Raw genomic sequence first — 17,836 nt, 5'->3', positions numbered from 1 at the left:
CAGTACTCCGCTGATTCCGCTGATGACGAAGAGGGTCATTCCATGCTTATCAACCGCTCCCGGATCCGTACGTTCGCCGGTGCGAGTCTGCTGGTGACGGCCGCGATGTTCGCCACCGCTTGCCAGAACTCCGACGACACGAGCAGTAGCTCCGGTGACTCCTCCGCCTCCGCCGAGGCCCCGGCCAAGGGCTCGACCGGGGCGGAGGACGGCAAGGACAACGCCTCTGGGGCGGAGGCCGGGTCCTCCGATGGGAAGGACAAGGGGACCCAGGATGGTTCCGGCGCCGACACCGGGGATGGTGAGCGGGGCAAGGTCGGGCAGACGTGCGGTGCCAATGACATCTCCTGGAGCACCAGGATGGAGACGCAGGCCGGTGGATACATCCTGGTCATCGCCAAGGCCAAGCCGGGGATCACCTGCACTCTGCCCGCCGCGCTCCCCACCGTCGCCTTCGGGTCGGACGGCACCCAGGCGGGTCCCGCGGAACAGGCCGTCGGGCCCGCGATCACGCTGGGCAAGGGGACGACCGCCTACGCCGGGGTGAACCCGAAGACCACCAAGGAAAACGGTGGCAAGGAGCTGGACAGCATCATCGTCGGGATCGGTAATGAGGACCCCAACCCGGTCTCCCTGCCGGTCGGCACCACCACCGTGGAAGAGCCCATCGTCACCAACTGGCACACCTCCGCCGCGGACGCCGTCCCCTTCGATGGAGGAACGGACCAGTAGCCCGTAAGCCCCGTAAGAGGGTCGGCTCCGCGCCGCGGATCTCACGCAGCAACAACATGAGGAGTTCGTAGATGCTTCGCAAACGGTCACGTCTGATCGCCGCGCCGATCGCGGCTGTCGCCCTGACCCTGACTGTCGCGGGTTACCACGCCAGTGCGGCCGGGTCGTCGCCCTCGGGCGGCGCGGAGCGGTCGGGGAAGGTCACCAAGGCGGCGGGCGCGTGTCTGGCCGATGCCACGACGCTGGTCGGCGATCTCGACGGTGACGGCAACCCGGACAAGATCGCGAATCCTGGGCACACCGGCACCAAGATGACGATCCAGTGGGGCAACGCGGACGGCTCGTTCGGCGCGAAGCAGTCCGTCAGCGAACTTCTCGGCGCGAAGAAGGGGGAGGTCGCGACCGCCGCGGTCGCCGACTTCCAGAACGACGGCACCCTGGACATGATCGTCAACATCGTCGAGCCGTCCGGCGGGGACGACCCCTCGACGGCGCGCGTCGCGGAGTACCGCCCCGGCCCGCTCAAGCGGTCGAACCTGGGCTCCGCCGACGCCCGGCACTCCGACATCGGCGACCACGGCGAGGTCCAGCAGCTCCGGATCGCCAACTACGGCGACGACCCGTACCCGGACCTCGCGATCCTCAACAACTCCGGTGACGGGCAGCTGGACCGGGATGTGCGTCTGTCGTACGCGGGCAGCGGCCCCGGGGACTTCGACTACGCGCTGAAGGAGAAGTACGGCGAGTTCGGGTCCAAGGCCGAGCCGCCGGCCATGCCCAGCGACGGTTGGAAGCAGTTCTACGAGCCCTGCTCCTGATCCTTACCGCGACTGGGCGCCGCCGGTTCCTTTGGGCACCGGCGGCGCCCGGCGTCGTTTCGGCGCCCGGTCTCAGGTGTTTTCGCGGTTGTTGAGGATGTCCAGGATCCGGCCCGCGTGGCCGTGGCCCAGGCGGGGAGTCTCCGTGTCGGCCGTAGGCCGGGCGGTGGACGGGGCGCGGTAGACGTAGCCGATGCCGCGGGCCGAGACGATCGCGTCACCGCCCAGCGGCGTGGCGTCGAGCTTGCGCCGTAGCCGTGAGACGGCGAACTTCACCCGGGTGGAGGCCTGTCCGCCGGGGTCGCTCCACGCCGTGGCCAGGAGGTGCTCGAAGGGCTGTACCTTGCCGGCGTTGCGCACCAGGCAGTTCAGCAAGCGGAACTCGATGGGCGTCAGTTGCAACGGTTTGCCCACGACGTGGACCTCCGCGCTGAGGGAGTTCAGGCGCAGCAGCCCGTCCTCGTAGACCGGTTCCTGGCTCTCCGTGCTGCCGTGGCGGCGCAGCACCCGCGCCATGCGTGCCAGAAGCTCCGTGACGCTGATCGGCTTGACGATGTAGTCGTCGGCGCCCGCGGCGAGGCCGATCACGAGGTCCTGGTCGTCGGATCTCGCCGTCAGGAAGATCACCGGGACGTCACTGACGCTGCGCAGGCGACGTAGTACCTCGATTCCGTCGATGCCCGGCAGCATGATGTCGAGCAGGACCAGGTCCGGGCGTTGCGCATAGGCCTCGCGGAGGCCGGTGGATCCGTCGCGCGCGTGGCTGAACTCGTAGCCGCCGCGCCGGGGCAGCAATATCCCCATGGCGGTGGCCACGGTCTCGTCGTCCTCGATCATCAGCACACGGGGACGGCGACGTGTCGGCGGCCGCACCAGTGCCTCTGTTTGCTGCTGTGTCTGTGCCGGTGGCTGTGGCTGTGCGGTGTCCCGGTCGGTCAGTCGGACCGTTCTGACATCACTGGCCGACACTCCCTGACTGACCAGGAAGTCCAGAGCCGTCTCGTAGCACGTGTCGCACAGCCGGGTCTCGCGGCGGTTCAGCACGATGGCGAAGCGCGCCGTACGGCCGCAGGAGTGCCCGGCGATGTCCGTCGCGCACGGGCCCGCCGTGAGAGCGGAGACGTTCTCCGCCCGGCGTCGGCCCCGGCGGGCGGCCGAACGGCAGGTGTCGGAGCAGTAGCGGCGGCGGCGCCCCACCTTGGCGGGGGTGGGCAGCGGCGATCCGCACTCCTCGCAGCGGTCCGCGGCGGCGTCGTCCACGTGCGGCCCTCCTCCTCAACCGTCCTCGACCTCCGTCGCCCCCGGCACGTCAGGCATGTGACGCACGTTGAGCACGTAATCCGTTTCGTGCCGCGGCTCGGGTGCGAAAGAGTTAGCGTCTCTTGGTTCTTCCCCACGTGTGCGGTTCCCTGGAATTGTGCGGCCCGGCCGCCTCGCGACAGCCGGGCCCGGGGAGTCACGATCGCCTGTGCTGTCCGGCGTCGACGATCCGATCCCCCATCGCGCGGAGAGCCCTCGCCACTATGGCGAGGGCCTCATGCTGGGTCAGGACGGCGACCGCGTCCAGAACACCGGACACAATGCACAGTCCCACCCCCCACGAGGCGCTCTCCCGCAGGTACCACCTCCCAGCCGACGACTCGGTCCCGAGGGCGCGGGCGGGGTTCCGTTCCGTCCCTCCCCCGTTCTCCTCCGTGTCCGTGTCGGGGCTGTCCGGCTCGGGGGTTCGGCACATCGGGCGACCTCCTCTCGACAGCGACCGCGACCATCGCGAGCTGTCGCGACCCGCACGCGGTGGCCATGCCGCGTCGGAAGCCGATCGGCGTGTCCTCCCCCTCACCCAGGGTGATGCGCTCACAGTGCGGCCTGCCGGCGCGCCCCCGCAAGGCACCGCAATCAACGTAGCTCCGGCGCCCGCGTCCAGCGGCTGACCTCCGCCCTCGTCGTGAAGCATGTCGTCCACGACCGGCGGGCTGCCCGAGTGGCCGTGCCGTCCACCGATCGGTGGACGGGAAGTTCAACCGGGTACCTCTGTCGGCCAAGTCGGCTGCCCAGCAAGGTGATTGCCGCTGTCGCGGCGATGGGCGGGCTGACCTATGGCGTGATCGAGGCCGGCGCCGACGGGTTCACCGCACGGCGGGTCGTCGTCGCGCTGGCCGTCGCGGCGATTGGGCCTGGTCATCACCGTCGTCGTACTGCTTGCCACCACGGCGGCGACCCCGTTGCTGCCCCTTCACCGCTCGTCGGACGTCGGCCCGGTCACGCGCTTGCGGTAGTGGACGCGGTCGTACTGGCCGTCCTGGCGGCGCTCCGTCACCTCGTATCCGTACCTCGGGTAGATCTCCTGGTTCTCCCACATGAGGGCGTTGGTGTAGAGCCGGATCTCCGGCAGGCCGAGGGTGCGTGCGTGGGTTTCGGCGAAGGTGAGCAGATGCCTGCCCACGCCCTGGCGGTGGGCGTCGGGGTGTACGGCGATGCTCTCCAGGACGAGGTGGTCGGGCTCGGCCACCAGGACCAGCACGCCCACGACCGGGTCGCCGGTGACGAAGACGCGGCCCGCCGCGATGTCGGCCGCGTGGTCGGCGTCCATGGGGGCCGGGCGGAGTCCGATCCGGGCGACGTAGGGGCGGTATGCCGCGTCGACTACGGCCTTCACTGCGTCGGCTTCGGCGGGCGTCGCGGGGCGGATGGGGTGGTCCATGGCTCCACAGTGTGCGGCATACGGACGTCGAGGTGTGCTGGTCGCGGGGGCCGGGTGGCCTGGTCGGGGGGTCAGGCGGGCTGGTCGGGGGGCAGACGGCTGATCGCGGGGGCGGCGTCGGTCAGGCGGCTGGTCGCGGGGCCTGGGGGTACGGCGTCGGTCAGGCGGGCTGGCCTCGGGGGCCCCGGCGGGTTTGGGCCAGCCATTCCGGGGCCGGTTCGGGGTCGCCGTACGCGTCGTGCCAGTTCCACCACTCGTACGGCGGGGTCTGCGGGTAGCCCTCGGGCGAGTCCTCCCAGGTCTCTTGCCGCCCGAGCGCGGTCATGTCGAGGTAGCTCCAGGTGCTGCCCAGCGCCTCGTCGCCGCGCGCGTTGATGAAGTAGGTGCGGAACACGCGGTCGCCGTCGCGGATGAACGCGTTCGTGCCGTGCCACTCGTCCACGTCGAAGTCGGCGTCGAAGTCGTCGGTGATCGTGTACCAGGGCATCGTCCAGCCCATCCGCGCCTTCACCTGCTCGATCTCCGGCTGCGGGGCGCGCGAGGCGAAGACGAGGGTGGTGTCGCGGGCGTTGAGGTGGGCGAGGTGGCCGACGTGGTCGGCGACCATGGAGCAGCCGCGGCAGGCGTGCTCGGGCCAGCCGTAGACGATGGGCTCGAAGAAGGCGCGGTAGAGGATCAGCTGACGACGCCCCGCGAACAGGTCGAGCAGGCTCACCCTGCCCTCGGGTCCGTCGAACGCGTACGCCTTCTCCACCGCCAGCCACGGCATCCGCCGCCGCTTGGCGGCCAGTGCGTCACGGGCGCGGGTCAGCCGCTTCTCCTCGCCGAGCAGCCGCTGACGCGCGGCCTCCCACTCCTGCGCCGAAACGATCGGGGGTGTCTCCATCGTGACGTTCACCTTCCAGTCCGGTCCACGCTCCGCCGCCCCCGCCATCCAGGGTCGGCCGTCGTGGGCGAGGGCGCACGCCGGTGCGCCGGAAGTCGAACGTTCGATCGATCAGGCAGTCTTGTTGCCCGTGCTCGTTGCTCATAGCAAATCCCCAGGCCAGAAGCCTGAGGATGCCATGCTGCGTCGCCCTACTTGCCGGTGCCGACCGGGTCCACCTTGATGGCGGAGGCGGAGCCATCGGTGACGGGGACGTTGATGCTCACGGGGAGCGAGTGGGAGTGGGTCTCGTTGGGCGGGGTGACGACGAGGGTGGTGAAGGTCTCGCCGCTGCCGCCGGAGTTGTTCGGCGGGTAGTACAGCGTGAAGCGGGTCTCCTCGCCCGGCTTGACCTTGGTCTTCGGCGCCGCGAGGTCGCTGCGCTCGGCGCTGAGCGAGCCGTTCTTGCTCTTGAGGTCCACGCCGGGGAAGCCCTGGAGGGTGCAGGGGGCGGAGCCGTTGTTCTTGAGGTCGACGATCAGAGTGCCCTCACCCATGCCGTGCGAGCTCCTGAACCCCAGCTGCGAGGTCTTGCAGGCGCCCGCACCGGCGCCGCCACCGCCTCCCGCACCGCCATTGCCCTGGTCGCCTCCGGCGGAGCCCGAGGAGCCTCCGTCCGAGGAGCCGGAACCGGACGAACCGGAGCCCGAGGAGCCCGAGGAGCCCGAGTCCGAGGAGTCGCTCGCGGCCGAGGAGGACGAGCTTCCGCTGGCGTCCGCGTTGTCCTGGCACGCGGTCAGACCGAACGCGGCGACAGCGACGACCGCCACGGCGGCGGCCTTGCGTGCATGGCGAAGAGTGGTGGTGCGGTGTGACATGAGTCCTCTTTGTCGTGGGCCTCGACCCCGTCCCCCGGGGTCATGACAACAAGACTGTCAGTCGACACTGACGATCTACTGCCGTGGCACTAACGCCCCGATAACAGGTTGGCAATGCTCTGACCAGGTACTTCGTCGTCCCGACCGGCTTGTGGAACGAACCCGCTCAATATGAGCGCGAGTTATGCCATATACGGCATCGTCCGCTTCGTCCGGCCGGACGCACGGGCGCTTAATTGATCCGGAAGGGTTCCGAAAACTTTCGATGAAGATAACCTCAGAAATGATCTCACGCTCCTTCCCCACATCGATCACTCTCGGATTCGATCAACAAGGAGAGGCCTTGAACAGGAAATACTCGCCTCCAAGAGATCACCCGCCCTAGCGGAGTTTCCGTAATCCTTGCGGAAACTGTTGACACCCCACCGCGCCAGTCCAACACTGACGCACCAACAGGCACCCACCACAACCGAGGAGGAGGAAGCATGCACCGGGACGACACCCCCGCCCGGCCGATCAGCCGCAGGAACTTAATCGGCCGGGCCGGCGCCCTGACGCTGGTCACGTCCGGGCTGACGCTGCCCAGTATCGGAACCGCGAGCGCCGACACCACCATCACCACGAACCAAACCGGCACCAACAACGGCTTCTACTATTCGTTCTGGACCGACGGCGGCGGGTCGGTCGCCATGACGCTTTCGTCGGGCGGCAGTTACCGGACCTCATGGACCAACTGCGGCAATTTCGTGTGCGGTAAGGGCTGGAGCAACGGCGGCCGCAGGAACGTGCAGTACTCGGGCAGCTTCAACCCGTCCGGCAACGGATATCTGTGTCTCTACGGGTGGACCTCAAACCCGCTCGTGGAATACTACGTCGTCGACAACTGGGGTACATACCGGCCCACGGGGACCTACAAGGGCACCGTCACCAGCGATGGCGGCACGTACGACATCTACCAGACGACGCGGTACAACGCCCCTTCGGTCGAGGGCATCCGGACCTTCAACCAGTACTGGAGCGTCCGGCAGTCGAAGAAAACGGGCGGAACCATCACCACGGGCAATCACTTCGACGCATGGGCCCGTTCCGGAATGGGTCTGGGCACCTTCAAGTACTACATGATGCTCGCGACTGAGGGATATCAGAGCAGCGGGAATTCGAATCTCACCGTGAGCGGCTGAACGTCCTGACCAGACACGGGCCAATTCGCTTGGCCCGCTCCTCCGGAAGCCCCAGGCAGGCGGCCTGGGGCTTCTGATCTCGGCGGTCCAGGCGCCGTCGCGGATGCTGGGCGAGCCAGGCCACGAACTCATGGGTGCCACCGCCGGAGTCGGGCTGGATCAGTGTCTGACGCCCCCGCCGGAGACGTTACGGCAGCTGGGCCAAGGCCAGTTTCGTGGCCTCGATGTGGTCGGCGGCGGTGTCGGAGCCCGCATTGCCGGGCCACAGCAGCTGTCCGGCCGAGCACCGCATGACCATCGGGACTTTTCAGCGCCCTCCCGCCCTTGGCGATCGGTTCTCCGGTCCGGATGAGGACCTTGTGCTGCCCTACGGGTGCGTGGCGATGGGTGAACCGTTCGCGATCAGGGTTCGTTGGAGGTCAGCAGTACAGAGTTTGGGAACGAGAGTGGGCACACACAGTGGAGGACGAGCGGGCTGCCGGAACCCCCGAGCAGCTTCGGACGCGACGTACTGTCAGCGATCTTGGCGGTCCGGGGCCGGTCGGACGGCGATCCAGCAACGATGACGCAGTACAAGAAGGAGGTCGCGTTCCGTCCCGCCCGGAAACGCAGGCGAACGAGCGCGATCTGTCGGACAGGAGTCTGACGGCGCGGCCCGTGCATAGCTTCAACGTCGTCGTGAGCAGCGCGGACATCTTCGTGGTGCGCGGCCTGCATTGGATGGTTGAGCACCAGCTGTGGAGCGATTCCTCAATAAGCGTGACCGAAGCCACTACGCTCACCGAGGCAGTTGCGGCGACTACGAAAAACCACCCGAGGGTCGTCGTTCTGGATATGGGGCGAACTCCGGCACAGTGCTTTGCCCATCTGCCTGCTCTCACCCAGTACAGCCAGGTTGTGCTGATCTCCAGGCGCCACGATGCGAACTTCGCACGGCTTGCGCGACATCGGGGAGCGGCTGAGGTCCTCGTGTACGACGAGTCGTCGGATGTTCATGTTGTGCGTGCTGTACGGATTGCCGCCGCAAGCACATCCTCGACGGGGGAGATCGCTTCCATTCCAAGCCCGTTGCCATCATATGCGCGGAACATTGGTGGCACACTGCCGAGCCTGCCGAAACGGGCTACTGGACCGCAACGCAATGCCGGCGCGCGCGCTCATCGATTGCATCTGGTGGGTGATCCGCCCGACAGGGCGTCCGGTGTGCGGGCGACCTTGTCGCAGAGGGAAAGCGAAGTGATGAACCTGATTGCCGGTGGGCAAACCAATGGCGAGGTAGCTGCTTCTCTGGGGCTTACGGAGAAGACGGTCAAGAATCACATCAACCGCATCTTCTCGAAGCTCAATGTGCAGACACGCGTCCAGGCCGTGCTGGCATGGACTTCGGGAACTGACCATTGAGTACCCAGGTGTTGTAGCCATTCTTCTGAGTGGTCGCAGAGGTCTTGTTCATGGATACGATGTACGGCGGGTTGGGCCGGTCGTCATACACCTGCCTCATGCCGCATCGAGGATCTGTTGCAAGGTGGCGTCGACCTCCAGCCACAACTCCTCTTCGCCTACCGGAACCGCATCGTAGGTGCTCTCAAGGAACTCCTCGATCTCCGGCAGAGGCATCCACATGGACGCCTGCTCGGCATCGGATCCCAACTGGAGCAGAACGAACTCCGGTGTGGCTGGAGTGATCTGCACATTCCCCAGGCCCGCTGGCACCAGCAGCCCTTCTGCCAGCATGCTGCGGCTCAATACCCAAACCGACGGATGGCGGCTGTCCCGGATTTCCAGTTCCATAGCCACCGCATAAGGGTCCCTGGTGTCATACACCAGTCCCACGTCCACCGGTGCGGTTCCGTCCGGCTCGACGATTTCGAAAACCGTCTCGGCGCACACCTGCGTGTGAGGCTTTCCCATGACTGTGGCTCCATCTTGGTAGTGGTGACTGACCCGGAGTTGTGCAAGTGATCTGCGTCGTGCTTGCCTCAGGAGGCGGCCCCAATCGCCAGGCCGTGCCGCTCGCAGAGCCACTTGAGGGGCGTTGGTTTTCCGGAAGAGCTTCATAGGAGTCCTACTTCTGTTCGGATGCGGCGGAAGTGGCGGAGGCACCCACTGTCCGGTCCGAACCGGTGCGCTGAGTCGGCAGGGTACGCCGGGCAGTGGTGGTCTTGGCGTGCTTGGCCATATCCATGTGCCGCACGCTCCGGGAGAGGAAGACGCCCAGTACCGCGCCGTAGATGAGGTGGCCCAGGAGACTGAGCACGAGAATCGGCGCCGTTGGGACGAACAGGAATTCCTCGCCGCGGGGCAGGAGGACGACGGTGGCTATCAGCCCGAGCCATATGAATACTCCGTAACCAACGGCCAGAGTGACCGGGCGGCGGCAGACCAGGGAGGGCCAGATGTTCATCAGCGCACCACAGAAGACGAAGAAGGCAACCGCGATTCCACCACCGTCACCGATATAGCGCCAGAGATACCCGACCGGCACGTTCCCGGAATGGGTTTCCGTGATCCAGCCGCCGAGGCGCGGGATGAAGTCGGGCCAGAGGCCTGAGAGATAAGCCATCGGAAGCCGCAGCCCATCGTAGGCGGTCACCGCGACAAGGCCGGCAACCATTCCCTGGCCGGCCCACCGGCCTTCCGATGAACCCCGCTTGATGAGGACGGCCTTTGCTGCCATCAGAGGAATCACCAGGAGCGCCGCCCAGCTCATAGGCAGAACGCCGAGGATGTAAAGCGGGATTGCCAATACCGGCAGGGCTCCCGCGGCCATCAGCACCCCAACCCGGATCCAGTTCGTCTTCTCACGCTGAGGAAGACTACGAGGCAACGATACAGGGCGCCTGGTCTCGGGGCGTACGGAAACGGGCTGAACCGGTGAGGGCGCCTCGGTACGCTCGACAAATTCCGTGAGTGCCACCGAAAACTCCTCCTGGTCTGCCTTTGGCTTGGCCCGTGTCATCCCGCGGCTCTTGCCTTCTACTGAGCTGCGCTGCCGCTCAGCGCGAGCGACTGGTAAGAGACTCTCGGAAGTGCGGAGCCCGGAACAGGGCCCACGGGCCCAACGCGGCCATGAAGAAGGGGGCGGCTCTCCTGGGCGGGCATCGATGCCAGGGGTAAGCGTCGGTAAGCGTCTTAACCTCGATCTTTCGTGACGGGCCGGCGGATTCTTTGGCGAGCCGTTTCGGTCGTCCGGGCTGATCACGGGCAGGTCTGTGGCCCGGCTGTCGCGTCAGGTGGGAGCCGGGTTCCACGGCTCCGGTCGGGTGTGCTGCTCGTAGGAGTGGAAAAGTCAGCCAGGGTTCGGCAGGGCCGCGAGCCGTTGCCGGGCTTCGGTGATCACGTCGGTCCAGGGCCAGTGCTTCGCGAGGCGGAGGATGCGGCGCCGGCCGATGGTGACGAGTTGGGCGGCGGTGGAGAACAGCCGCAACCTCAGGCGCCTGGGTTCCCACAGCCGGGCGGGGCCGGTCAGGGCCAGCATCGGCATCCAGTCCAGCAGGTCGAGGACGATCTGGACGATCTCCAGCCAGGTCTGGCTGGAGATCGTCCAGCCAGACCTGGTTCTGCGCGGTGTCGTGGAGAGGCAGGTTGGTAAGGCCGGTGGCGCGGGCGGCGCGCATGCGGTCCTCGGCACGGGCCCGCTGGCGGTGCCGCCGTTCCCGCGCCGCGATCGCGGCGTCCTGGGTGTTGGTGGGGCGAACGCCGTCAGGCGCATGCCGTCGGCATCGGTGAAGCGCAACGGGGCGCCGGGATGCGGGCGTTCCTTGCGGACAATCAGCCGCATGCCGTGCGGCCAGCCGTCCAGTACATCTCCGGCGAGTTCGGCGACCCGGGCACCATCACGGACCTGAGCGCCTGGTTCGACGGCCGGCGTCCACGCCGAGGCGGGGATCTTCAGCACCGCCTGATGGGTCTGCTCGGTGATGGTCATGCCGACCGAGTACGACAGCCACCGACCGCGCACGGTGAGCCAGTCGAGGAACGTGTGGGTACCGCGCCGGCGGAGTCGGTGCGGATCAGAGTGCGCCGACCGCACCGGAACTTCTTCGGCAGCTGGGCCGGCACCAGCACGCCGTCGATGTCCACGATCACCTGCCCGTCGGCGTGCGGAGCGTCCGGCCCGGCCACCTGCCGGAGGTCGTTGGGTACTTCGGCCCGTGCGGTGCGGATGGCGGCCAGCGCCTGAGAGCCCACTGCGGCGAGCGTGTCGACCAAGCGGGAGACGGACGGGTCGGAGGCCACCGGCCCGAAGAGGGCCGATTCGGCCCGCAGCATCGCGACATCGGCCAGACAGTCCCCGCCCAGGGCGGTCGCGAGCGCAAGATCCAGCAGGATCTCGCCTGGGTCGTGCACCGCCCGCGGCTTGCACCACGGCGCGAGCGCCGCCGACAACGCAGCATCCACGCCGCTCTTGCGGACCGTCTCCACCAGCAGGACCGCCCCGGCCTGCGAGACCACCGCATGGCCGTTGCCCTCGGCTCGGACAGGCGGGTACGACCCGCTACGCCGGCCCAGGTCTCCGACTTGGGCCCTGGAAAACCCCGCGCCGTGGGCGGGCTCGCGTCGTTAGGATCCGCGCATGGCCACAGCCGATCACTCAGTCCTCAATGTCCTTACGGGCTACCGGCCGAAGACCACCGCGGAATGCGCCGACGTCGAGCGGGTGCGCGGCGTCATCGAGGCGGGCGCGCCCTGGGACCGGACGAGTCCCCTCCATATCACCGCCTCCGCCCTGATCGTGCACCCCGACAGCGGCCGTGTGCTGCTGCGCTGGCACCAGCGCCACCAGTCGTGGCTGCTGGTCGGCGGGCATGGCGACCCGGGTGAGTACGACCCGCTCGCCATCGCGCTGCGGGAGGGGCGGGAGGAGACCGGGCTGCCCGATCTGACCCCGTGGCCGGACGCGGAGATACGGCATCTGGTGATCGTCCCGGTCCCCGCGAACAGCCGGGAGCCGGCGCATGAGCACGCCGACGTGCGCTTCGTGCTGGCCACCAGCGTTCCCGAGGCGGTACGCCCGGAGAACCCGGACGCGCCGCTGCGCTGGCTGACACCGGACGAGGCGCGGATGGCGATCACGGAGGCGAACATCCTGGACACCCTGTCCCGGGCGGAGCCCCTGCTCGCAGGCTGATCGCCCAATGGCCCGGCATCATGCCTGCGGCACGTCGAATGCCTGGGCGACGGCGAGGCTGTCCTCGTAGACGTGGTGCCGGGTGACAAGGCCGTCCTCGAGCGTGAGATGCAGGGCGAACCGCGCACGGTAGGCGCGCCCGGTGGACCGGGCGGTCTGGCGGATCTCGCCCAGCACGACCGCGTCGTCGCCGTCGACGAGGATCCGCTCGATCTCGGTGGCCGCCTCCCCGGGCACGTGGTGCCGGGCCAACTCCCTGAAGTGGTCGGCCACATCCGCGCGGCTGGACCGATGCCGAATCCACGGGGTGGCCGCGCGGCCGTGCTCGCCCTCCGGCCAGTCCAGCTTCCAGTCACTGCGCTCGGCGTACAGCTGGGCGATCCGCTCGGGGTCGCCCTCACCGATGCGGCGCAGCAGTTCCTCCACCAGAGCGCGGGTGGTCATGGGCGCGGCCAAGGACATGGTGATCCCTCCGATCGGAAACCTTGCGGGGAGCGATCACCATGCTGGCGATGGCAGGGGCTTGGCGCGATTACGTCCGAGGTAATGCGCTCCCGCCCCATGGCGACGGGCCGCGCTTCAGGCCGCGCGCCTCGCCGCGACTCGGGCGAGCAGGACGTCCCGCACCGCGGGCCATTCGTCCGCGAGGAGGCTGTAGTACAGCGAGTCACGACGGCTGCCGTCCGGGCGCCGCATATGGCTGCGCAGCGTCCCCTCGTGGACCAGGCCGAGGCGGGCCAGGGCGCGCTGGGAGCGCACGTTGAGGTTGTCCGTGCGCAGAGCCAGCCGCGCGAGCCCCAGGTCGTCGAAGGCATGGCCGAACAGGAGCAGCTTGGATTCGGCGTTGTAGGGGCCGCCCCAGCAGGAGCGGTCGAACCACGTCGCGCCGATCTCGGTGCGGCTCTCGACGAGGTCGAGGTCGTACATGCTGGTTGAACCGATCACCGTGCCATCGGCGCGCCGTTGCACCGCGAAGCAGCGCCGTGTCGGGTCGGCGATCATCCCGCTGAGCATGCCGCGCAGTTGGTCCACGCTCTCGGGACGCGGCCGCGGCATCCACCGCCAGACCTCGGGGTCGGACGCGGAGGGGAAAAGGGCCTCGGCGTGGTCATCGGACAACGGGATGAGGCGGACAACAGTGCCTTCGAGCGACTGGTTGTTCACCGGCACAGAATAGGCCCGCGATCGTCGGACGGCAGCGGTACGGCGGCCAGGGGGCCGGTGGCGGGGTCAGTGCCAGAGGGAGATGGCCAGGCCGAGGCCGGCCAGGGCTATGGCGATTCGGAGGGGGGTTTCGGGGAGGCGGCGGACGGCCAGGGGGCCCAGCCAGCTGCCCAGGAGGGCGCCCAGGCCGAGGGTGATGGCGGCGGGCCAGTTGACGGGGGCGATGGCTACGTAGGCGACCGCCGCCGTTACGTTGGCCGCGCCGGTGGCGATGTTCTTGACGGCGTTGGTGACCGGGAGGGGTTCCGTGGCCGTCAGGGAGAGCACTGCCAGCATCAGGACGCCCGAGGCCGCGCCGAAGTAGCCGCCGTAGAGGCCGACCAGCAGGACCGCGCACGCCAGTGGGAGCGTGGGGCGGGCGGTGTGGGCCAGGGGGTGTGAGCGGGAGGCCATGAGCCGGCGGAGCGGGTCGCGGACCAGGATCAGTACCGAGCCGAGGGCGATCAGCCACGGTACGACGGCCTCGAAGGCGGAGGACGGGGTGCCCAGCAGCAGCGCGGCCCCGACCGCGCCGCCCAGTGCCGCGATGGCGGCGAGCCGGAGGAGGCGGTCGCGCTGGCCGCGGAGTTCGGTGCGGGATCCGGCCGCGGTGCCGACGGTGTTGGAGAACAGCGCCACCGTGTTGGTCACGTTCGCGGCCACCGGCGGCAGTCCTACCGCCAGCAGCGCCGGATAGCTGAACAGCGAGGCCAGCCCCGCGATCGAACCGGCGAGCCCGGAGGCCACACCGGCCGACACCAGCAGCGCCGCGGAGCCGATGCCCATCCGTTCCCCACCCCTGTGCCTGTGCCCTGTGCGCCACGTCGGCGGCGCCGGTTCATCCTCCAGGGGCAACTGTCTTCTATGCAAGACAGGGTTCAGGTATGTGATTAACACGGCACAGGGGTGCTTTTGCTTGCGCGCCTTACCAGCTCAAGGCGGTCTGCGCGTCCGTCTGCCAGTACGTGACCTTCGCCGCGCTGTCGATGTAGACCGAGCCACCGGGCAGTTCGACCGGCTTGGGGTCCTCGCTGCCGTCGATGAAGACCTCGAGCGAGTCGACCTCGCCGCCCTCGTAGCCCGAGCCGTCCGCCGCGGAGGTGGTGATGCCCGCGTAGGCGCTCTCGCCCGGGGCGAGCATGACCACGGCCTGCGGCTTGCTGTCCTCGTTCACCGGGGTGGCGGCCTGCGCCTCGGCGCCGAACTTCAGGCCCGGGTAGCCGACCAGCTTGCAGTCCACGCCGGCCTTGTTGGTCGCCTTGAGCAGCATGTGGTTGACGGGGCTCTTGACGTGCTGGACGGTGATGGCCGTCTTGTTGATGTCGCAGTCGCCGACCGGCTCGGCCTCGGAGCCGCCCCCGGACTTCTGGGACTGCGACTTCGCGTCCTTGACGCCCGCGGCACCGCCCTCCTTGCCGCTCTGGCTCCCCTGTCCGGCCTGGTTCCCCTTGTCGGCCTGGTTCCCCTTGCCTGCCTGGTTCTCCTTGCCTGCCTGGTTCCCCTTGTCGGCGTCACCCTTGCCCGCGCCCTGCTCGTCCGTGGCGGACGCGGGGGCCGTGGCCGACGAGTTCGCCTTGCCCGCGTTGTCGGAGCCTCCGTCCCCGCCCCCGCCGCACGCCGCGGTCAGGCTCAGGGCGGCAGCGGCAACGATGGAGGCGGCGATCGTACGGACGGTACGGCCGCGGCGGTAAGCGGTGACGTTCATGGCGGGCTCCCCCAATGGGTCGGCGGTCCGGCCGGTGTTCCGCACCGGCCCTCGGTATGGCCATGAGCTTTCCGTGGTCCGCTGCCGTATCACTGCCGTCCCGACACCGTTCCGCTAACGCGCCGCTAATGGAACTTCCCTGTCCACAACGGCCGTTCGCCCTCGGGCGGCGCCGTGCCGCACATCACCGTTCCGCCACGTCCTGGACCGCATGGTCCGCCGGGGCTGCCGCCGACCTAATGTAGGTCTTCGGTAGGGCCGTTCGAGACGCGAGAAAGACAGCGCGGGAGAGGCGCGGGAGAGGGGATCGGCGATGCCGCTGGCCACCGGGGATCCGGAATCCATAGGCGGCTACGCCCTGCTCGACCGGCTCGGGGCGGGCGGCATGGGAGTCGTCTATCTCGGGCGTGCGGCCTCGGGGCGGCAGGTCGCGATCAAGCTGGTCCATGAGCAGTACGCACAGGACGAGGAGTTCCGCACCCGCTTCCGGCAGGAGGTCGCGGCGGCGCGCCGGGTGAGCGGGGCGTTCACCGCCCCCGTCGTGGACGCCGATCCGGAGGCCGACCGGCCGTGGATGGCCACCCTGTACGTACCGGGGCAGACCCTCTCCGGGGTCGTACGGAGGAACGGCCCCTTGAGCGGGCGGGAGCTGCGGACGCTCGGCCTCGGGCTGGTCGAGGCGCTGCGCGACATCCACCGGGCCGGGGTGGTGCACCGGGACCTCAAACCCGCCAACATCCTGATGGCCGAGGACGGTCCGCGCGTCATCGACTTCGGCATCTCCCGCGCCGTCGACAGCCAGACGCTCACCGTCACCATCGGGCGGGTGCTCGGCACCCCGCCGTTCATGTCGCCGGAGCAGCTGCGCAGCCCTCGGGGCGTCACGGGGGCGTCGGACGTCTTCTCGCTGGGCTCGCTGCTGGTGTACGCGGCGCGGGGCAGCAGCCCGTTCGAGTCGGACAGCCCCTATCTGTCGGGCTACCAGGTGATGTACGAACATCCGACGCTGGAGGGGGTCCCGGAACCGCTGCGGCCCATCGCCGAGCGTTGTCTGGCCAAGGAGCCGGAGGCCCGGCCGGAGCTGGACGAGCTGCATCGGATGCTGCGCGAGCTGTCGGACTTCCCGGCGGCTTCGGCTTCCCCTTCCCCTTCGGCTTCCCCTTCGGCTTCCCCTTCGGCTTCCCCTTCGGCTGCCGACAGTTCCGCAGCGCCCGCCGTTTCCCCTCCTCCCGTCTCCCCGGCCCCGGCTTCGGCCCCGACCCCCGCCCCCACCCACGATCCCCAGCCGCCCGCCTCCCGGCCGACCGTACCGAGGCGGGGCGCCCGGCGGCGGCTCGTCGTCACCACCGCCGGGGTGGCCCTGGCCGTCACCGGGCTGACCGTCGCCGCGGCGGTCTTCGCCCCGAACATGACGGACTCGTCGGGCGACACGTCCGCCACCGCCGACGCCGCGCACTCCCAGCAGCCCGCCTCGCTCCCCAAGGGCTGGCAGCCGTGGCGGACGGAACTGCGGGTCAGCACCGAGGGGCCGCCCCTCGTCTACGACGAGCCCGGATGCGCCCCCGAGGACGGCCGGGCCCTGTACTGCGGGGGCAACGGATTCACGGTCGCCAGGGTCGACGCCGCCACCGGCCGCGTCGAGTGGCGGTGGGGCACCCGCCCCCAGCTGGCGCGGCCCATCGGGGTGCGGGACGGAATCGTCTACACCTACCGGGAGTCGGAGGGGGACGGCGAGCGGTTCGTGGTGGCCCTGGACGCCGCCACCAAGAAGCAGCGGTGGGAGCGGAGCATCAGCGACTCCGCCTCGGTGCGCATGTTCCGCGGCGGGGTGCTGACGCTGTCACCGGACGCCCGGGAGCTCGTCGCCTACGGGCCGTCGGGGGCGCGGCTGTGGCAGTCGCCGGCGCCCGAGGGGAAGTTCTGCGAGCCGACGACGCTGGGCGGCACACCGTACGCCCTGTGCGCACCCACCAGCTCCGACGGCCTGGCCGCCGAGGGCCCGTACGACCTGCTGCGGCTCGAGCCCCCCGACGGCGGGCAGCGGCACCTCACCACCCTCCCGCGTAAGGCACTGACCCTCGGCGCGGTCCAGGGCAAACCGCTGTTCCTGATCCCGCAGACCGCGAAGGAGGTCTACGACTCGGGGTACGAGCGCCCGTACAACGCCATGGTGCGGGTGGATCCGCGCACCGGCGAGACCACGCGGATCCCGCTGCGGCGTCCCGTACTCGGCAGGCCGACCCTGCTGCACGGCACCGTCTACTTCGTCCGTCCCAATGGAACGGTCACCGCGGTGGCGGCGGACAGCGGCCGGGAGCTGTGGCAGCGGGCCACGGAAACGGAGAGCCTGTCCGAGCCGGTGCTGTCCCGGCGGTACGGGCAGCTGTACTTCGCCAACCGCTTCGGCCGTCTGCTGGCGCTGTCCGTGGACGACGGCAAGGAGGCGTGGCGCACGGCCGCTCTGAACGACCCCGGGACGGCGGCGCAGGACGCGGAGCCGCGGGTGGTGCTCGTCAAGGACGCGATCGTGGCGATGGCCGGGGACACGGCGTTCTCCGTACGGCCGGACCGGCCGTCCGTTCACCCCTCGGTTCACCCCTCGGTCCGGCCGTCGTCCTGAGC

The 17,836-nt window shown here is 69.1% G+C and carries 16 protein-coding genes and 2 pseudogenes; 6 read left to right on the top strand and 12 right to left on the bottom strand.

What is annotated here, in order from left to right:
- Window positions 1-42: 42 nt before the first annotated feature.
- On the top strand, window positions 43-732 hold the full coding sequence (locus ACJX2R_RS27935) for a DUF4232 domain-containing protein (RefSeq protein WP_413102397.1): 690 nt from the start codon (window positions 43-45) through the stop codon (window positions 730-732).
- Window positions 733-803: 71 nt separating this feature from the next.
- Window positions 804-1,550 (top strand): FG-GAP repeat domain-containing protein, encoded by a 747-nt coding sequence (locus ACJX2R_RS27930; protein ID WP_413102396.1) that lies wholly within the window; start codon window positions 804-806, stop codon window positions 1,548-1,550.
- 72 nt (window positions 1,551-1,622) lie between these two features.
- Here the strand turns inward: ACJX2R_RS27930 and ACJX2R_RS27925 are convergent, their stop codons facing one another.
- From ACJX2R_RS27925 to ACJX2R_RS27910, 4 genes are all read right to left on the bottom strand, one after another.
- Window positions 1,623-2,810 (bottom strand): response regulator transcription factor, encoded by a 1,188-nt coding sequence (locus tag ACJX2R_RS27925; protein ID WP_413102395.1) that lies wholly within the window; start codon window positions 2,808-2,810, stop codon window positions 1,623-1,625.
- Window positions 2,811-3,783: 973 nt separating this feature from the next.
- Complete coding sequence (locus tag ACJX2R_RS27920) at window positions 3,784-4,251, bottom strand: GNAT family N-acetyltransferase (protein ID WP_413102394.1); 468 nt, start codon at window positions 4,249-4,251, stop codon at window positions 3,784-3,786.
- Between the two features lie 160 nt (window positions 4,252-4,411).
- Window positions 4,412-5,137, bottom strand: a complete 726-nt coding sequence (locus ACJX2R_RS27915; RefSeq protein ID WP_262705230.1) for a DUF899 domain-containing protein — start codon at window positions 5,135-5,137, stop codon at window positions 4,412-4,414.
- A gap of 191 nt (window positions 5,138-5,328) precedes the next feature.
- Window positions 5,329-5,994: a DUF4232 domain-containing protein gene (locus tag ACJX2R_RS27910; protein ID WP_413102393.1), complete on the bottom strand. Its 666-nt coding sequence runs from the start codon at window positions 5,992-5,994 to the stop codon at window positions 5,329-5,331.
- A 485-nt stretch (window positions 5,995-6,479) separates the two neighbouring features.
- On the opposite strand from ACJX2R_RS27910, the gene ACJX2R_RS27905 reads away from it, so the two are divergent.
- On the top strand, window positions 6,480-7,175 hold the full coding sequence (locus ACJX2R_RS27905; RefSeq protein WP_413102392.1) for a glycoside hydrolase family 11 protein: 696 nt from the start codon (window positions 6,480-6,482) through the stop codon (window positions 7,173-7,175).
- A 97-nt stretch (window positions 7,176-7,272) separates the two neighbouring features.
- Here the strand turns inward: ACJX2R_RS27905 and ACJX2R_RS27900 are convergent.
- Window positions 7,273-7,446: pseudogene (locus tag ACJX2R_RS27900) on the bottom strand (IS1380 family transposase); the annotation flags it as partial.
- Between the two features lie 407 nt (window positions 7,447-7,853).
- Between ACJX2R_RS27900 and ACJX2R_RS27895 the strand changes: the two are divergent.
- Window positions 7,854-8,576 (top strand): LuxR C-terminal-related transcriptional regulator, encoded by a 723-nt coding sequence (locus ACJX2R_RS27895; protein ID WP_413102391.1) that lies wholly within the window; start codon window positions 7,854-7,856, stop codon window positions 8,574-8,576.
- Window positions 8,577-8,672: 96 nt separating this feature from the next.
- On the opposite strand, the gene ACJX2R_RS27890 is transcribed toward ACJX2R_RS27895, so the two are convergent.
- From ACJX2R_RS27890 to ACJX2R_RS27880, 3 genes and pseudogenes are all read right to left on the bottom strand, one after another.
- Window positions 8,673-9,086 carry an SsgA family sporulation/cell division regulator gene (locus ACJX2R_RS27890; RefSeq protein ID WP_413102390.1) on the bottom strand — a complete coding sequence of 138 codons (414 nt, stop codon included), beginning with the start codon at window positions 9,084-9,086 and terminating at the stop codon, window positions 8,673-8,675.
- 154 nt (window positions 9,087-9,240) lie between these two features.
- On the bottom strand, window positions 9,241-10,092 hold the full coding sequence (locus ACJX2R_RS27885) for a hypothetical protein (protein ID WP_413102389.1): 852 nt from the start codon (window positions 10,090-10,092) through the stop codon (window positions 9,241-9,243).
- Between the two features lie 372 nt (window positions 10,093-10,464).
- Window positions 10,465-11,687 (bottom strand): annotated as a pseudogene (locus tag ACJX2R_RS27880) (transposase).
- A gap of 64 nt (window positions 11,688-11,751) precedes the next feature.
- Between ACJX2R_RS27880 and ACJX2R_RS27875 the strand changes: the two are divergent.
- On the top strand, window positions 11,752-12,306 hold the full coding sequence (locus ACJX2R_RS27875; RefSeq protein WP_413102388.1) for an NUDIX hydrolase: 555 nt from the start codon (window positions 11,752-11,754) through the stop codon (window positions 12,304-12,306).
- Window positions 12,307-12,324: 18 nt separating this feature from the next.
- Here the strand turns inward: ACJX2R_RS27875 and ACJX2R_RS27870 are convergent, their stop codons facing one another.
- The 4 genes from ACJX2R_RS27870 to ACJX2R_RS27855 form a co-directional block, all read right to left on the bottom strand.
- Window positions 12,325-12,768 (bottom strand): nuclear transport factor 2 family protein, encoded by a 444-nt coding sequence (locus ACJX2R_RS27870; RefSeq protein WP_413102387.1) that lies wholly within the window; start codon window positions 12,766-12,768, stop codon window positions 12,325-12,327.
- 117 nt (window positions 12,769-12,885) lie between these two features.
- Window positions 12,886-13,470: a GNAT family N-acetyltransferase gene (locus tag ACJX2R_RS27865; protein ID WP_413102386.1), complete on the bottom strand. Its 585-nt coding sequence runs from the start codon at window positions 13,468-13,470 to the stop codon at window positions 12,886-12,888.
- A gap of 66 nt (window positions 13,471-13,536) precedes the next feature.
- Complete coding sequence (locus ACJX2R_RS27860) at window positions 13,537-14,295, bottom strand: sulfite exporter TauE/SafE family protein (protein ID WP_413102385.1); 759 nt, start codon at window positions 14,293-14,295, stop codon at window positions 13,537-13,539.
- Window positions 14,296-14,434: 139 nt separating this feature from the next.
- Window positions 14,435-15,214, bottom strand: a complete 780-nt coding sequence (locus ACJX2R_RS27855; protein WP_413102384.1) for a DUF4232 domain-containing protein — start codon at window positions 15,212-15,214, stop codon at window positions 14,435-14,437.
- 313 nt (window positions 15,215-15,527) lie between these two features.
- On the opposite strand from ACJX2R_RS27855, the gene ACJX2R_RS27850 reads away from it, so the two are divergent.
- Window positions 15,528-17,834, top strand: coding sequence for a protein kinase domain-containing protein (locus ACJX2R_RS27850; protein ID WP_413102383.1), 2,307 nt, complete (start codon window positions 15,528-15,530; stop codon window positions 17,832-17,834).
- Window positions 17,835-17,836: the final 2 nt, after the last annotated feature.

The organism is Streptomyces sp. Inha503 (assembly GCF_047215865.1).
GTDB lineage: Bacteria > Actinomycetota > Actinomycetes > Streptomycetales > Streptomycetaceae > Streptomyces > Streptomyces lycopersici.
Note: the sequence above shows the minus strand (reverse complement) of the source record. Positions and strands in the feature narration are given on the sequence as shown.

Excerpts from the sequence above, each read along its gene's own strand:
- ACJX2R_RS27935 (WP_413102397.1), top strand. The coding sequence starts at position 43 with ATGCTTATCAACCGCTCCCGGATCCGTACGTTCGCCGGTGCGAGTCTG.
- ACJX2R_RS27930 (WP_413102396.1), top strand. The coding sequence starts at position 804 with ATGCTTCGCAAACGGTCACGTCTGATCGCCGCGCCGATCGCGGCTGTC.
- ACJX2R_RS27920 (WP_413102394.1), bottom strand. The coding sequence starts at position 4,251 with ATGGACCACCCCATCCGCCCCGCGACGCCCGCCGAAGCCGACGCAGTG.
- ACJX2R_RS27915 (WP_262705230.1), bottom strand. The coding sequence starts at position 5,137 with ATGGAGACACCCCCGATCGTTTCGGCGCAGGAGTGGGAGGCCGCGCGT.
- ACJX2R_RS27910 (WP_413102393.1), bottom strand. The coding sequence starts at position 5,994 with ATGTCACACCGCACCACCACTCTTCGCCATGCACGCAAGGCCGCCGCC.
- ACJX2R_RS27905 (WP_413102392.1), top strand. The coding sequence starts at position 6,480 with ATGCACCGGGACGACACCCCCGCCCGGCCGATCAGCCGCAGGAACTTA.
- ACJX2R_RS27890 (WP_413102390.1), bottom strand. The coding sequence starts at position 9,086 with ATGGGAAAGCCTCACACGCAGGTGTGCGCCGAGACGGTTTTCGAAATC.
- ACJX2R_RS27875 (WP_413102388.1), top strand. The coding sequence starts at position 11,752 with ATGGCCACAGCCGATCACTCAGTCCTCAATGTCCTTACGGGCTACCGG.
- ACJX2R_RS27870 (WP_413102387.1), bottom strand. The coding sequence starts at position 12,768 with ATGTCCTTGGCCGCGCCCATGACCACCCGCGCTCTGGTGGAGGAACTG.
- ACJX2R_RS27860 (WP_413102385.1), bottom strand. The coding sequence starts at position 14,295 with ATGGGCATCGGCTCCGCGGCGCTGCTGGTGTCGGCCGGTGTGGCCTCC.
- ACJX2R_RS27855 (WP_413102384.1), bottom strand. The coding sequence starts at position 15,214 with ATGAACGTCACCGCTTACCGCCGCGGCCGTACCGTCCGTACGATCGCC.
- ACJX2R_RS27850 (WP_413102383.1), top strand. The coding sequence starts at position 15,528 with ATGCCGCTGGCCACCGGGGATCCGGAATCCATAGGCGGCTACGCCCTG.